The sequence below is a fragment of the Microcoleus sp. PH2017_24_DOB_U_A genome, assembly GCF_020738205.1.
In the GTDB taxonomy this organism is placed as follows: domain Bacteria; phylum Cyanobacteriota; class Cyanobacteriia; order Cyanobacteriales; family Microcoleaceae; genus Microcoleus.
This window is the reverse complement of record NZ_JAEQCT010000077.1, coordinates 14,277-31,266: the sequence shown is the minus strand read 5'-3', so window position 1 is coordinate 31,266 and position 16,990 is coordinate 14,277. Positions and strand designations below refer to the sequence as shown.

The 16,990-nt window shown below is 44.9% G+C and carries 6 protein-coding genes; 4 read left to right on the top strand and 2 right to left on the bottom strand.

Going from position 1 to position 16,990, the window contains the following annotated elements; genetic code table 11:
* From JGK07_RS21675 to JGK07_RS21660, 4 genes are all read left to right on the top strand, one after another.
* Positions 1-5,740: S8 family serine peptidase (locus JGK07_RS21675; protein ID WP_293242860.1), on the top strand; the 5,740-nt coding region annotated here is incomplete at its 5' end.
* A 449-nt stretch (positions 5,741-6,189) separates the two neighbouring features.
* A complete protein-coding gene (locus tag JGK07_RS21670) occupies positions 6,190-8,931 on the top strand; it encodes a filamentous hemagglutinin N-terminal domain-containing protein (protein WP_293211863.1) in 2,742 nt (913 codons plus the stop codon).
* Positions 8,921-10,867 carry a ShlB/FhaC/HecB family hemolysin secretion/activation protein gene (locus tag JGK07_RS21665; protein ID WP_293182988.1) on the top strand — a complete coding sequence of 649 codons (1,947 nt, stop codon included), beginning with the start codon at positions 8,921-8,923 and terminating at the stop codon, positions 10,865-10,867. The genes JGK07_RS21670 and JGK07_RS21665 overlap by 11 nt, the downstream gene beginning before the upstream one ends.
* A 176-nt stretch (positions 10,868-11,043) precedes the next feature.
* A complete protein-coding gene (locus JGK07_RS21660; protein ID WP_293182986.1) occupies positions 11,044-13,821 on the top strand; it encodes a CHAT domain-containing protein in 2,778 nt (925 codons plus the stop codon).
* Between the two features lie 74 nt (positions 13,822-13,895).
* Here the strand turns inward: JGK07_RS21660 and JGK07_RS21655 are convergent, their stop codons facing one another.
* Together JGK07_RS21655 and JGK07_RS21650 are read right to left on the bottom strand one after the other, a co-directional pair.
* The gene (locus JGK07_RS21655; RefSeq protein ID WP_293182984.1) at positions 13,896-14,618 is read right to left on the bottom strand and encodes a DUF928 domain-containing protein; all 723 of its coding nucleotides are present in this window, start codon (positions 14,616-14,618) and stop codon (positions 13,896-13,898) included.
* 21 nt (positions 14,619-14,639) lie between these two features.
* On the bottom strand, positions 14,640-16,973 hold the full coding sequence (locus JGK07_RS21650) for a CHASE2 domain-containing protein (protein WP_293182982.1): 2,334 nt from the start codon (positions 16,971-16,973) through the stop codon (positions 14,640-14,642).
* Positions 16,974-16,990 lie beyond the last annotated feature (17 nt).

Genomic DNA, 16,990 nt, shown 5'->3' with positions numbered 1-16,990 from the left:
TTTAAGTGCAGGGGAGTATGAGGTAAAGGCGATCGCCTATGACAAAGCAGGCGCTACCAGCGAGACGGTACTCAAAAGCTTTATTGTCAAAGAAGCTACAGTTACGCCAACCCCAACTCCGACACCGCCAACTCCAACTCCAACACCGCCAACTCCAACTCCGGTTAACCGATCGCCAGAAAACTTGCAATTTAGCCTGCCAAATATTGCTAAACCCAATGAGGCAATTCCGCTAACAAATGGCAAAATTTTTGATGCTAATGGAGCTGATAATTTAGCCAAAGTAGATTTTTGGTTGCAGAAAGATGGGGGAGAATGGACGGATATTAATGATGTTACTACTTTTACTCCCGATAGTTCCGACAATCGTTGGGCAACTTTTAATTACACGTTGAGTGGGTTATCGGCGGGTAGATATCGCTTGAGGGCGATCGGCTATGACAAATCGGGTGCAGCTAGCAATGAAACGAGCAGCACTTTATTAGTCAATAGTGCGCCGGGGGATTTACAATTTAGAACTTTACCTCTCTATACCAAGGGTGAAAAAATTAGCTTTAGTGGCGCTAAGGTTTTTGATACAGAAGGAGTCAGCGATATTGCTAAAGTCGATTTCTGGTTTCAAAAAGAAGGCGGCGAGAAAATTGAAATCGCTAATGATGTTACTGAATTTACCACTGACAGTGATGGGTTCGGCCGATTTAACTTTAGTGATAATTTGAGCGGTTTAGCACCGGGGCGCTATCAATTATCGGCGATCGCCTATGATAAAGCAGGTGGTGCTAGCCCGGTTGCGAGTGAAAGGTTTGCGCTGATTAGCGATCCGGGTGCAGATGGGTTGTCTGATGAAGTCAGATTGGCGATCGTTGGTGCTGCAAATATCGACAGTTATCCGCCAGAAGCTTTAGCAGAAACAAAGGAATGGGTTGTATGGCTGACACCCGGACAGTCTTCCCAAGAATTAGCAGCTAGAATTGGGGCGATCGATCGGGGAGATACCGGCCACATTCCCAACACTTTTATCTGGGAATTTCCACAGGGAAGAAATCCGAAAGAGGTGGAGGCTCAGCTAGCAACAATCGGAGGAGTAGAATATGCTTACCCGCAGGTTCCTGTCAAATTAAATTTGTTGTACGAGCCGAAGGAAACTTTATACAAAGACCAGTGGAATTTAAAAAACGCGAATCTCCCCGCAGCTTGGGATGTAATTAATCCTGCAACTTCTCAAACAGTGCGGGGAAGGGGTACGACTATTGCAATTGTGGATGATGGCTTGGAATACAAGCACCCAGATTTAGCAAGCCGGTACAACCCTAATTTGAGTTGGGATTTTACTGATAAAGATAGCGATCCATCGCCAACATCCACAAAGGGCTTTACAGCCAATCTTTCACAACCAAAAGTAAATGGTTGGAATAGTATTAACTTCTCTCTTCCTGTAAATTTGACAGGGATGGTAAAAGATATTCAGGCTACCTTCGATTTCAGTCAATCTCTACCACCTAATTTACCAAAAATTGAAGAGTTGCAAGTGTCTCTCTACAGTCCTGACAAATCTGCGTTCAGCCTTTTCTATCGACGCCCTATTTCTCCTGCAAGATGGTGGTGGCCCGGTCTGGACGATCTGAAGTTTTCGCAAAAAGTTCCGCTAAAATTGACTGGAAGTAGCTCTCAAAGTTTCAATCTAAATCAAGGTCAATTTTATGGGAGTTATGCGGGCGGGAATTGGCAATTAGAAATTAAGAATCCCAACCCCGATGAGTATGATGCAGACGAAATGCGCCAGCTTAGCCAAGAACTTTTGAAACGCTGGACATTACAAATTAACACTGCTAACCCTCACGGAACTGCGGTTGCAGGAATTGCAGCAGCCAGTGAAAACAGTAAAGGGATTATGGGTGTAGCTCCTGAATCGAAATTAGCAGGGCTGCGACTATTTGGTAATACAGAGCCACTAAATTACGAGGCTGACCCTTTAGGAAAACAGATTGCTGATGCTTTATTCGATCCTCAGACACAACCGGGACAATCTAATCGCAATCAGTCGATCGATATTTTTAATAACAGTTGGGGTCCTGAATACATGAGGCGGCAACCTTTAGCTCTGCAAGCCTTGCAAACAGGAGTTACCAAAGGTCGAAATGGGTTGGGAAATACCTATGTATTTGCGGGTGGGAATGAAGGGAACTTTAACGGGAATGTCAATTATAATAGTTTTGGTAGTTCCCGTAATGCGATAGCGGTAGGTGCAATCGATCGAGCAGGAAATCACACCACTTACAGTACACCCGGCTCGGCAATTTTCATTTCAGCATCCTCCGACAATAACGATCCTAATAACGCACAAGGGATTACCACAACAGATATTTTTGAAAATGGCTCTGGTGGCTATGATGACGATTTTGGAGGAACTTCTGGGGCCGCGCCTGTGATTTCTGGAGCGATCGCTTTGATGCTGGAAGCTAATCCTAAACTAACTGTGCGTGATGAGCAACATATTTTAGCCAAGACGGCTCAGAAAAATGACCTCAATGGCAAAGATAGCGAAGGGAAACCCAAATGGGAGCAGAATAAAGCAGGATTTTGGGTGAGTTACGAACAAGGCTTTGGTGCGATTGATGCCGCCGCTGCGGTTAAAGCTGCGGTTAATTGGACACCTGTAGGAAAGCAAGTTTTAGTGACTTCTGACTTGGAGAATGTGATGAAAGCGATTCCTGATGGTAGTGTAGCAGGAATAGAAGCTAAGACTACAATTACCAAGAATATTATTATCGAAACAGCAGAAGTAATTCTTGCTGCTGAGCATCCCGAGTGGCGTGACTTTACAGTGAAACTAATTTCATCAGATGGCACTGAATCAGTATTGGCAAATACCATGCCTGATATCCCAAAATCAAACACTAGCGATAGATTATCGCCAGATTCAAAAGAGTGGAAATTTATTTCAGTCCGACACTGGGGTGAGTTATCAAAAGGTGAATGGAAGTTGCAAGTTATTGATAAAAGTGGCAACGAATTGAAAGGTAATTGGAATAGTTGGAAGCTCAATCTTTACGGATTGGAACTAGACGAGTCACCCAATGTTGTTACCAATACCAAAGACAGCGGGCCAGGAAGTTTGCGAGAAGTTTTAAATTGGGCTAATAGCAATCCGGGCAAGGATACAGTTATATTCAAAGTTCCTCCTACAGATCCTGGTTACAACACCAGCAACAACGCTTTTACCATTCGGCCGCTATCGCCACTGCCGCGGATTACCGATTCAGTGATTATTGATGGAACCAGTCAGCCGGGATATTCAACTCGACCAGTAATAGAATTAGATGGCAGTAATGTACCAGTGGATGGTTTGTATATCACTGCTGGCAACAGTACGGTTAGAGGATTAACAATTAACCGTTTTGGTGTTGATGCTATCAGATTGCGTGATAATGGCGGCAACATCATTGAAGGAAATTTCATCGGTACTGATGTAACTGGTACTCAAGATTTAGGTAACGGCTATAGTGGCATATCAGTTTGGTCTTCTAATAATATTATTGGCGGTCAAACGGTTAAAGCCCGAAACGTCATTTCTGGTAACGATAGCCTTGGCATTTACATTGAGGGAGCAAATGCTAGCAATAACCTCATTCAAGGCAACTATATCGGTAGCGATCTCACGGGTACTCAAAAATTGGGAAATACAAATGGTGGTATTGTTATTTTGGGTGCCTCTAACAACACTATTGGTGGGACAGCAGTTGGGGTATCAAACTTGATATTCGGTAACGGTAAAAACGGTGTCTATCTTAGAGGTGATGGCTCAACTGGCAATGCTATTCTATCTAATTCTATTTCTGGGAGCGATCGCTTAGGAATCGATCTGGGAGATAATGGATTGACCGTGAATGATTTAGGAGATAGCGATACAGGTTTTAACAACTTCCAGAATTTTCCTGAGCTGACTTCTGCTATCTCTAGCAATGGGAATACGGCTATTAAAGGTAAGATAAATAGCACTCCCAATACTACATTCAGAGTAGAGTTTTTCTCTAACAAGGTTTTAGATGACTCTGGTTTAGGTGGTGGTGGCTATGGAGAAGGAGAGAAGTTCCTTGGATTCCAAAATGTAACGACTGATAGCAGTGGTAATGCGGCTGTCGCCATTAATTTACCGTTGGCTGTTCCCATCGGTCAATTTATTACTGCTACTGCTACTGACGCAAATAATAACACTTCGGAGTTTTCTCAAGGAATTGCGATCGCAGCTAATCCAGCATCCACAGAACTATTTACCGACATTAATGCTACTTTGGAAGGAGTTTTCTACAGTTCGGCAGCTTGGGGAGATTACGATAACGATAGCGATCTAGATATTTTGGTGACAGGCACAAACGGTCCGAATTCTGTAGCCAAAGTTTACCGAAACGATAGCGGCAACTTTACAGATGTTAATGCTGCTTTGAGTGGAGTTAAGAATAGTTCGATTGATTGGGGAGATTATGACAGAGATGGCGATCTCGATATTCTGCTAACAGGTTTGGATAATGCCTCAAACCCAGTCTCGAAAGTTTATCGGAACGATGGCGGTAATTTTACGGATGTCAGTGCTAACTTGCAAGGAGTTTGGAATAGTTCAGCAAATTGGGGAGATTACGATAATGATGGCGATCTCGATATACTTCTGACAGGTGGTGCCATTATTTCTGGTTCCTCGGTTAAGATTGCGAAGGTCTACCGTAATGACAGCGGTAGTTTTACAGATACAGCCGCAAATTTACAGGGAGTTTGGCAGGGTTCAACAGATTGGGGTGACTACGACAAAGATGGAGATCTCGATATTCTCATAACTGGTAATTCTGATGGTTCAGTTTCAGCAGATATCTCTAAGATTTATCGCAACGATAATGGCAGTTTCACAGATATAGGTGCGCCATTAACGGGCGTTTTTTCGGGTGATGCAGCTTGGGGAGACTATGACAATGACGGCGATCTAGATGTACTTTTGACTGGTTTAACGCCGAGCAATTCATCTCCGGTTGCTAAGATTTATCGCAATGATGCTGGCAGTTTCACGGAGATTCAAGCGGGCTTGCAGGGAGCTTATTATAGCTCTGTAGATTGGGGAGATTACGATAATGACGGGGACTTAGATATTCTTTTGACAGGTGCTTCGCCATCCAGAATCTCAAAACTCTACCGCAATGATGGCGGCAGGTTTACCGATATTAGTACCAACTTACAAGGAGTTTTTGGCAGTTCAGTAAGTTGGGGAGACTATGACAACGATCGCGACTTGGATCTGCTTTTAGCTGGCAATCGCTTGGGTTCTCCCTCTGCTAGTACCAAAGTTTACAGAAACAACCTTTTAACTGTAAATAGTGTTCCGGTAACACCTGCTGGACTGATCTCTTCAGTTAATGGCAATTCTGTCAGCCTAAACTGGAGTCCTGCTACTGATGCTGAAACACCGCAAGCAGGTTTGACTTATAACCTGCGAGTAGGAACAACTCCTGGAGATTCAGATATTATGTCTCCGATGGCTAATAGCAATGGAACCCGTAAAGTAGTTCAAATGGGCAATGTCAATCAAAACACAAATTGGACGATGAAAAATCTTAAACCAGGTACTTATTACTGGAGCGTACAAGCAATTGATACTGCTTTTGCAGGTTCGACATTTGCTACGGAAGGGAGGTTTACAGTTTTAGGTGTAGGTGCAATTGGAAATATAAGCACTACAGTTACACCTATTTCTTAATAATATCCGTAGTTAGATCTGTAGGTTGGGTTGAACGAAGAGAACCCTCCGCTAAACGCTCCGCCCAACATCAACTAGAAGAAGGTGTTGGGCGAAGCGGAGGGCTCATTCTTAAACCCAACCTACTTATGTGAGCGTAGTCGAAGGGTCGAAATGCCTACTTCGACTACGCTCAGTGACCAAAGCACCTTAGCGACTGCTATATCTTCGGCTCTTTGTGTTGTAAGATAACTAGGACTTGCATATAAATACTAAAAAAACCTAGTTTTTTATGAGTATTCAAGGTCGGGAGTGCCTTATTTTTGTAAAAAAAATCGGTTTCTGCCTCCAGGACTAATCATCTTAATATTTTCATCGATCGCCCGTTTTTATATCCTGCATCCCCCGTGAAAAATAAAACAAAATTAAAAATATTCTGTATTCTTTTTTACATTTGTGGTTTTCCCACTTTGGCAACTGCCCAAATTGTCCGGGATGACACTTTACCGCTCAACTCCACCGTCACCCAAAACGATAACACCTTCACCATTGAAGGCGGCACAGCAGCGGGTCGCAACCTGTTCCATAGCTTTCAGGAATTTTCCGTCCCCACTGGTGGCACAGCATTTTTCAACAACGCTGATACGATTCAAAATATTTTCACTCGCGTCACTGGCGGGTCAATTTCTAACATTGATGGCATCCTCCAAACCAACGGTAGCGCTAACCTATTTCTCCTCAACCCCAACGGCATTATTTTTGGCCCGAATGCCAGCCTGAATATCGGTGGCTCGTTTCTAGGCACTACAGCCGATCGCATCAACTTCGCTGACGGCACATCATTCAGTGCTACCAATCCCCAAACAACTCCTCTGCTAACTATCAGCATTCCGACTAGCTTGCAATTTGGTCCGAATCCCGGTCAAATTGTCGATCGCTCTGTAGCCGTTTCTGCTGTTGAAGACAGTGGCGAAGGAAATCAGAACCCCGTAGGTTTAGAAGTTTCACTCGGTCAAACTTTAGCGCTAGTGGGCGGCGACATAGCGCTTCCAGGTGGACTTTTGACAGCATCGGGAGGCCGAATCGAACTTGGCAGTGTCGGTGCTAACAGTTTAGTTGGCCTGACTTTCAATGACTCAGGTTTCGCTTTGGGATATGCAGGTGTCCGGGACTTCCAAGATATTGAATTGTCACAGGGTGCTGTTGTAAGTGCTAGCGGTGAAGGTGGCGGTACTATTCAAGTACAGGGGCGGCGGGTGGTACTGACGGAGGACTCAGGAATTCTTTCTCAGACTCGCGGCAGCCAAGACGGGGGTACGGTTTCGATTCAAGCAACACAGTTGATCGCTGAAGGTGGTGGTTATGTAGATACGACTACCTACGGGGCTGGCAGAGGTGGGAATTTATCCGTCACAGCGACAGATTCCATAGAATTGAGTGGCACTAATGCTGATGGCAATGGGCCCAGTGGCTTATTTGCTCAAGTTGATGTTGAAGAGGGGCAAACTTTACCGGCAACAGGAAATGCCGGAGATTTAACGATCGCCACCGGTCGATTAATTTTACGAGATGGGGCACAGGTAGGCTCAACTACTTTTTCAGAGGGTTCCGGGGGAAGGTTAACTGTCACTGCTTCCGAGTCTATAGAAGTGACTGGGCGATCGGCAGATGGTCAATTTTTTAGCGTTTTGGCAACTCAAACTGAGCCTGGTTCTTCTGGCAATTCACAAGATTTGACCATTTCCACCAGAGAGTTGATTTTGCGAGATGGAGGTGAAATTTCATCTTCCACCAATGGTACGGGGAATGCAGGCAATATACTCATTCAAGCGTCCGGGCAGATTGTTAAAGATCGGTCTGGAATATCGGCTTTCAGTTCAGGTAGTGGGCGCGGTGGCAATATCAGCATTGAAACAGGGCGCTTAATTGCTCAAAATGGCGGTCAGGTATTAGCAACAACTCAAGGTAGCGGGCAAGCAGGGACTTTAACTATAAATGCCACAGAATATGTTGAACTCACTGGAACGGCTACAGACGGCTCTCCCAGTGGCTTGTTCACCCAGTCCACAGGGAGAGCAATGGACTCTAATGCTGGCAATGCAGATAACCTAACCGTAACAACGAGGCGCTTAACTGTTCGGGATGGAGCTGCAATATCAGCAGATACTTTCGCAGGTGGAAAGGGAGGTTCTCTTACAGTCAATGCCTCGGAGTCTATTGAAGTGACTGGAACTTCCGGCATCGTTCCAGAGATCGTACCAGGAAGAGCTTCTCCCTTAGTCAGGATAGTCAGGGCTGATGGGCGCTTGCCCAGCCGTTTGACAGCAGCGACAACGGACACCGGAGAAGCAGGGAGTGTAACGATTAATACGGGACTGCTGAGGGTACGGGATGGGGCAAGTGTTGCTGTAGATGGGAGCAGGGGTACGGGCTCTGCCGGCAACCTGAAGGTAACAGCCAGCAACATCCGACTAGACAGAGGAACCATTACGGCAGAAACTAGATCCGGTGACTTCGGCAATATCAACCTCCAAGCGTCCAACTACTTACTGATGCGCGACAACAGCAACATTACCGTTACCGCCACCGGCGATGCTAGGGGCGGCAATATCAACATCAATACCAGAGCCTTAATTGCCGGTATCAACAGCGACATCACCGCCAATGCCGTCAACCGCGAAGCCGGCCGCGTCGAAATTACAGCCCCAGAAGGCATTTTCGGAGCCCGATCGCGCCGCCTCACAGATCCCGCCTCCAATCTCACCAGCGACATCACCGCTACCTCCCTGGCCGGCCCGCAACTCGACGGCGAGATACTCCTCAACACCCCTGAAGCAGACCCCACCCAAGGCGTGGCTAAGCTACCAGAGACGATCGCCAATCCCGACGCGATCGCCCAAATTTGTCCCAATCAACGGAAGCCGGGAGAAGATAGAACCTTTACCAGAACCGGGCGCGGCTTGCCTGCCAATCCAGGGGAAACCCTCAGCGGCGGCTCTGCAACCGTCGGTTTAGCTGACGCTGTACCGCCTGTCGAAGGGCGATCGAGAACTGCCGCACCCCAGCAAGCGGTTCGCCCCGCTTCTCGCCCCATCCAGGCAGCCCGAGGTTTGGCGGTTAACAGCAAAGGAGAAGTCATCTTCACTGCTTATCCTGCTGCGGTGCCGCTGCAAAGTCCCGTTATTCCCCACCCAGCCTGCGATGTTCAATAACAGAAACCGGAACAGGGGCGATCGCTGGCTGCCGTTGAGTGCGGGCTTGTTAGCAAGCAGCTTGGCGGCTTGGCCGCTGAAGGCGGAAACTCTTCTGCTGCAACCAGCAGGAGAGTTGAATCCGGGCGGCCCAGACTTGACGGTTCAAGTTCCCAATCCCGCAGAACCTCTAGAACCGCAAACCACTCCTTCCCGGCAAAACCCGCAAAACCTGCCACCTACAGAGCCCTCTCCCACGCTGGAAGAAAGAAAGACTGAACCCGATTCCGATACCGGTGAAGCTTACGAATGTTCTATCCCAGTGCCGCCAGCAGATCGATCGCCCGCAACTCCAACGGCAACTCCAACGCCGGAAGATAGCAAAACCGATGAGGCGATCGAGGCAATCTCGATCGCTAATTTTCGCTTTGTTGGCAATACTGTTTTTAGTCAGGAAACTCTCGATCGAGAAATTACCCGACAATTTTTAGAATTAGACAGCACTACTAATCGATTTCGAGAAGGACAAATTACTTTCGCTCAATTGCAGCAAGTAATTTCTGAAGTCACTAAGTTTTACAACCAAAGAGGATATATTAACTCTTTTGCCTACATTCCTACTACCAGCGAAGAACCAAATCAAAGATTGCAAAATAGGGGCGTTCCTGGAGAAGTTATTATTAAAATTGTCGAAGGCGGATTAGAATCAATTCGAGTCAGGAGGCGGACGGGAAGGCAACGCCTCAACCTCGATTATGTATGCAGCCGTTTGGCGATCGCATCGCAACCTTTACAAGTTTCTCGCCTGCTAGATGCTCTGCGATTGCTCGAACTCGATCCATTAATTAAAAAGATTACCGCTGAATTGATACCCGGTTCGCAGGTACACAGAAGCAGTTTAGAAGTTAAATTCGAGGAGGAACAAACTTTTAGTGTCGAAGTAGCGATCGATAACCGCCGAGCTCCAAGCGTCGGTACTGTCCGCCGCCAAGTTCAAGTAAACGAAGCAAATTTATTGGGCCGGGGAGATGATTTGAGCCTTGCCTACACGAATACCGACGGCAGCAATGCTTTCGATTTAAGTTATACATTGCCCTTAAATCCGAATAACGGTACGATTAAGGTAGCAGCAGGAACAACTGCAAATCGCGTCGTCGAACCGCCTTTTGAAGATGTCGATCTCAGAGCAGCGGCGCGATATTTAGATATTACGCTGCGCCAACCTTTATTAAGGACTCCCAGACAAGAATTTGCCGTCGGTTTGACTGCAACTCGGCGGGAAAGTGGCACTTCAATTTTAGGTGAAGATTTCCCCCTCTCTCCAGGAGCCGATGAAAAAGGGCGATCGCGCATCTCGGCCCTGCGATTCTTTCAGGATTGGACGGTGCGAAGTAATGAAGAATTATTAGCGTTTCGATCGCAATTTAGCTTAGGATTGAGTGCTTTTAATGCTACTGTTAACAGTGAAGCTCCTGACAGCAGATTTTTGGCATGGCGGGGACAGGCGCAGTGGGTTCGCCGTTTGGCAAGAGACACTTTTGTCTTTGCCAGCAGCGACTTGCAATTAGCAAATAGAGCGCTTTTACCTCTGGAGCAATTTGGTCTTGGAGGTTTCAATAGCGTGAGAGGCTACCGGCAGGATCTACTTTTGGGCGATAACGGAATTTCCGCATCAGCCGAGTTGCGATTTCCGATTGTTGGTAGGTCCGATCGAGGGTTAGGAGTCGTTCAAATTGCTCCTTTTATTGATGCAGGCACGGTGTGGAACAGCTCCCGTAGAGAGGATTTTGACCCTCAAACTTTGGTATCTGTGGGGGCGGGACTGCGGTGGGAAATGAGCGATCGACTTGCAGCAAGTTTTTACTGGGGCATTCCTTTAGTTGACGTGAATTCGAGGCAGAGGACATGGCAAGAAAAAGGGTTACATTTTTCAGTGCGATCGAGGTTTTCTTTTTGAAACTTGTGCGCCAAATTACAAGAAAAAATTTCAGGTTATTTGTTCTCCTATTTTTAACAGTATTGTTCTCTTTTTTAGCAACAAATGTCCGAGCTAACCAAATATTTAATGGGGAAGTAGGAAAAACAGAAATTACTCAACAAGATCGTGCAAGGACGATACAAGATCGTGTAGGATTGAGTGCTACTGCCCTCCAGCAGCGAGAGGGAAGTGAATCGGAAAAGTTAGCGAGGGAACGCTATGCGGCGGGAGAATTTGAAGAAGCCGCGAAATATTGGCAGCAAGCAGTGGCGGCTTTTGAAGTGAAGGAAGATTGGTTAAATCAAGCGATCGCCCTCAGCAATCTTTCGTTAACTTACCAACAGTTTGGACGCTGGCAGGAGGCAGAAAAAGCAATTGAAAAAAGTTTGAGTTTGTTGCCGCAGGAATCAAGAGCAAATTCGCCAGCAGAATTAAGGGCGATCGCTCAGACTCTTGATATCAAAGGCAACGGGCTATCGGAACGGGGGCAAGTCAATATTGCTTTAAAAACTTGGCAGCAAGCTGCTAGCATTTATGCTAAATTAAAGGATGAGTTCGGGTGGAAGCGCAGTTTAATTTCTCAAGTCAAAGCCATGCAAGAGTTAGGGCTTTACGAACAGGCCTGTCAAACATTAATACCAGCGATCGAGGCTGACAATAAAGGAAAATTTGCCATTCCCGATCGAACTTGCTCGCAGTTAACCGACAGCAAAAGTTTAGATCGATTACAAGGGCTTTTACAAAAACAATTAAATCCAAATTTTAAAAGCATCCAATTAACAGGAAGTCGCCTACTCGGCGATGTTTTGAGGCAGCTTGGATTTTTAGACAATTCACAGAAGTTTTTGGCAGCAGTCGATCGAGCCATTACTCAAGAGAAAAACAATCAAGAAAAAGCTTTAGTTTTGCTGAGTTTAGGCAATACTTACGAAGCTTCGGGGAATAGAAATCGATTTCTAGCTGAGTCTGGAGATAACACTCAAATAAATTATTACTCAACTGCTTTAGATTACTATCGAAGAGCGATCGAGGTTGCTGGGACTTCCCTTGTCAAAGTCCAGGCAAGGTTAGATTTATTCAGCCTTTTAGTAGATCCAAAAATTGGGAATAAGATAAATCTCCGAGAAGCAGAAGAGTTGCGGTTGGCAATTTTATCTCAGTTGAGTCAGCTACCGCCGAGCCGCCATAAAATATATGGTGAAGTTAGCTTGATGAATAGCTTAGCTAACCTGAAAAATGAAGAATTAAAAGCTGCAAATAACCCACCTAATTTCAGGGCTGAAAAGTCAGAATCACTCTCTAACTACTGTTTGCCCGATTCCTTAACTGTTTCTGAAAGCTTGTCTCAAAATACTCAAGATTTATCTTGGAGAGAAATTGTAAATCTGGGAGCCCAAGCTGTCAAATTAGGTAAGGATTTAGGCGATTTAAGGGCAACAGCCTATGCTTTGGGTAATTTGGGCGGAATTTACGAACAGAAACAGCAATGGTTAGAGGCCCAACAATGTACGGAACAAGCTTTACTTTTGTCGCAAAATGTTCAGCTAAATTCGCCGGATCTTGCCTATCAGTGGCAGTGGCAATTGGGGCGGATTCGTCGGGATGGGAAAGAGAGGGATATTAAAGGTGCGATCGCGGCTTATACGGCTGCATTTAATACTTTACAGTCGGTACGCAACGATTTGCTGCCGATCGGTCGGGACGGACAGTTCGATTTTCGCGATCGGGTAGAACCAGTGTATCGCGAATTGGTAGATTTGTTGTTGCGGCGCGAGGAACCGAGTCAGGAGAATTTGAAGCAAGCCCGAAATGTCATTGAAGCCCTTCAGGTAGCTGAATTGGATAACTTTTTTAGAGATGCTTGTCTTCAGGTTAAAACTAAACAAATTGATGGGCTCGATCGAACAGCGGCAGTGATTTATCCAATTATTTTAGAAGATAGGTTAGAAATTATTGTCTCCCTACCCGATCGACTATTGCACCATCGCCCATCCGATACACCTCGCAGAAAAGTTGAGACTCTTCTGAAAAACTTGCAAGGCGAATTGAGCGAAGCAGATGCACCTGCTGAAGTTACAAAAATTTCTAAAATAATTTATGGGTGGTTAATTAAACCTTTTAATAAATATCTCGAACAATACCCTGAGTTAAGAACATTAGTATTCGTCCTAGATAGCAGCTTCCGCAATATTCCAATGAGCGTCTTATCTCATTATGATGAAGTTACTAAAAAAGAAATTTATCTAATCGAAAAATATGCTATTGCCCTAGCACCAGGGTTGCAACTCATCAGTCCTCATTCTTGGCAACCAGAAAGGTTGAAAATTTTAATTGCAGGCTTGAGTGAAGAACGGATTTTTCCTGGGAGAAAAGCTTTCCCCGCTCTTAAATATGTAGATCGGGAGTTAGGAAATATCAAACAAGAGGTTTCTAACAGCGAAAAACCGCTGATTAACCAAGATTTTATCAAAAATAGCTTAAGAGAGCAAATTAACTCTTTTCCTTCCTCAGTGATTCATATAGCAACTCATGGTGAATTCAGTTCAGATCCAGAACAAACTTTTATTGTAGCTTATGATGGCGTGATCCAGAGTAAAGAGTTAAGTGATATACTCAGCAGCAAGCGCGATCGCAAAGATAATAATATTGAATTATTGGTTTTGAGTGCTTGTAGAACAGCCAAGGGCGATCCTAGAGCTTCATTAGGGCTAGCTGGAGTCGCCGTGCGATCGGGAGCGCGCAGTACATTAGCAACATTATGGTATGTTGACGATGAGTCTACGGCGGAACTAATGGTTAAGTTCTATAATGAACTAAAAAAACCTAATGTGAATAAAGCTGAAGCGCTCCGCCAAGCCCAATTATCACTTCTAGCCAAAAAATCCGATACCTATTATTGGGCTCCTTTTGTTATGATTGGAAATTGGTTGTAAGAATAGTCTTTTTATACCGAGGCTACCAGACACTATATAACGAGGGTAAAAAACCCGGATTTGATATAAATCTTTTAGCGAGGCAGTACCGAGCCTAGTATCTTTTCTTCCTTCAACTTTTCCAAATCCATCGCTTTGAAGATGTTCGCCCAGTCATCAGGGCGACTGCGAATTTGTGCCAAGTCAGGCATATCATACCAAAGTTGGTTAGCAATATAGATTGCAGCACGATTTTCTCTTGTTGCAGCCTGCAACTGAGCGTCAAGATTTCCTCGATCGACCCGTTTTACTAAACCTGTATGAAAAACTGCATTAGACCCCGGTAATGTTTGAGATGAACAGTAAAGTCGGAAATACCAACGATAGGTTTTATTTACCTCTAAAGGTTGTCGATCTTTGGGAAGGTTAACACTAACAATTCCCGGAGTTTCAGGTAGTTTGAAATCGATTTTGTAGACGCGATTTCCTCCTGCATCTTCTAAAGAAAAAGTTCCATAGCTGACGCTTTGACTTCTGTAGGGAACATAAAACCACAAGGTAGGGCGATCGGTAATTGTCGAGACTAAAAAATCTGGACTGTTAGGAGGTAAAAAAGGGGTAAAAGGTAAACCTGCTGTCTCTTCACAAGGCCCGCGAGTTCCTGTGGGCTTTCGATCGGTAGCTCTATCACTTACGGGTGGTTGTTGGGTTTCAGAAACTACGATACCGTTTAAATTAAGTTGCACCTGTCCCAAAACTAAGCAGTTTGTCACGTTAATAACCGCCAGCGTCCAAGCGCAGGTGAACAGAGTTTTCATATAGGTATGCTGTGGGAGCTGCTATGTGTCTTTCCTAGCATTGTAGACTATTAAACATCCGCTAGCACCTAACAAAGCAAATCCTGATGGTACGAGGGGTAGCACGCATCCTGATGTCAGCAAGCTAAACCCGCAGCTCCCAGATAAAATAATGAGTAGCGATCCTTGAGCTAATCCTAAATGCAGTCGCGATTGAAGGCGGATAGCGCAAAAACTGCCTACCACAGACCAAAGCAAAATCAAAACAGTATCACCCCACTGAGGTAAAAACCACATCAGGGGTATGCGATCCTCAACGGCAGTAATAATTTGACTGACCCTCTGAGCTAAAAACATTAAGCTAGGAATCTCTTGGTTGTAAGGTGTGTTATGGTTTGCGTTGTTTCTAGTTGGATCTGTAACACCAATTAAAACAATTTTATCCTTGATATCAGATGGATTGACCTGCTCGTTGAGAATTTGCATCAGAGTTACTCGCTCAGCAATGTCAATGAGCGATCGGCGCGATCGATAATTCAAGATTATTTGAAATCCACCTAAGTTTTCTTTTTGATAAAAACCTCGATCTGTTTCTAAATTTTTGAAATCAGTTTTGCCGATTTTCCAATAATTTTCTCGAAACTCGACTGGCAGCTTGGAACTCCGATCGGCAGTATTATTCGGTTGGTTTTGCAAATAGTGTAAAGCTAGTTGAAAACTTAGCGAAGATGAGGTTTTGCACTGAGAAGACGGGTAGGGCTTCATAGCCAATAAATGTCTCCGGATCGCGCGATCGGAATCTTCTACAATATCCCCAAATCCAGGTCGAGCGTCGGGCAGACCGGGAGGCGGTGCAACCCCTTCTGGAAATTTATCCCAAGGAAACATACATATAGGAATTACCCGCTCGTGCTGCTGTAAGTATTTAATTAAATCATCACGCCCTTGTGCTTGTGGAACATCTCTATAAATATCCAAGCCAATAGTTCGCGGTTGGTGCTTATTTAATTTTTCTAAAACCCGAACTATTGTTTTATCGTGTAAGGGATATTCATTATTTAATTGCTTAAAATCATCGGCAGTAACTTCAACAATTAATAAGCGGGAATCCAGCCCTTTATCCGGCATTATCTGTGCGAGTCGATCGAAAGCTGTTTTTTCTAAAGGTTCTAACAATCCTAGCGATCGCACTCCCACGACTGTGCCTGTGACTAACACGCTAGCTACCAATACAGTCCGAAGGTTGCGCCAAATCGAAACACGCTGACGCTCTTCCTCATTTCCCTTCAGCAACTCATCCCAACTTGGAGGCTCAACAGCAGGGTGTTCGTAAACCATCGGCAGCCAACTAGCACAGGGATAATCACCATCCATCATCCCGTGTAGGCTTTCTCGCGCCTTCCTAACAGAGTCCCGCAAAGGCTTCTTTTCTCTAGCAAATGCCTCTAGAAAATATTCCAAAAACTTCTGAGCGACTTCATCCGGCACTCGCTCTCGCATGGCAATTACAGCAGGAATTTGCAGCGAAGCTAGTTCGTTGACTAATCCCATGCCGTCACAAGAATTAAAAATTGCTAATTTCAACCCGTGCTTAATCGCATTTTGTAAACCATACTTTAAATCTTCAATTGCTATGCTTTCAGTTTCACTGAGAGCAAGCTTGCCCTGGCTGTAATCTGAATTGCTAGAGCTATGACCTGCGAAAAATAAAATGTCCCAATTGCGCTTCCATAACTGTTCGTTGAGCTGGGTGCTGCGAATAGCTATTACAGCCTCTATCTCGGCATCCCTTTCAATTAACGATTTCCAATACTCTAAATCTGCCTGAAGGTTTATGTCTGTATGTCCTCCCAAAACTACCAGAATTCTGACCTTATTTTTAGAGTTAGTTGGTTGGTAATTACCAAGTGTATTAGTTAACCTGCTGAAACTAGGCTCAATTTTCAATTCGTCAAGTTTATCCCAGAGGTGCCAAGGCAAACCCCAGAAATAAATATCATCTGTTTGAATCATCAATCTGACATTGCCTTTCTCAGCACTCAATACTTGTAATAACTTATCCCTGACAGACTGAAAAAGACTGTCCCCAGAATTCAACCAAGTATTAATACGCGCCTTCACTTGAACCGCTAATTCTTGAACCGAACTTTTGGTAATTTGCCCTTTTTTATGTTCTAATTTGCGATAACAACCAAAACCGCGTACAGTCCGCTCTAATCGCAAATCCTCATAGGCTTTCAGAAAATCTTTAGCCGGTGGCAACCGCCCCCTACTTTCAGCCATAGCCGAGTGAATGCTATCGCCAATTCTTAGGGCGACAGGATAGCGCTGCTCGCTGTCAACATCCCCTATTTCCAAGATTACGAGTTTGCTCATAGCTTTTGACCTTCCAA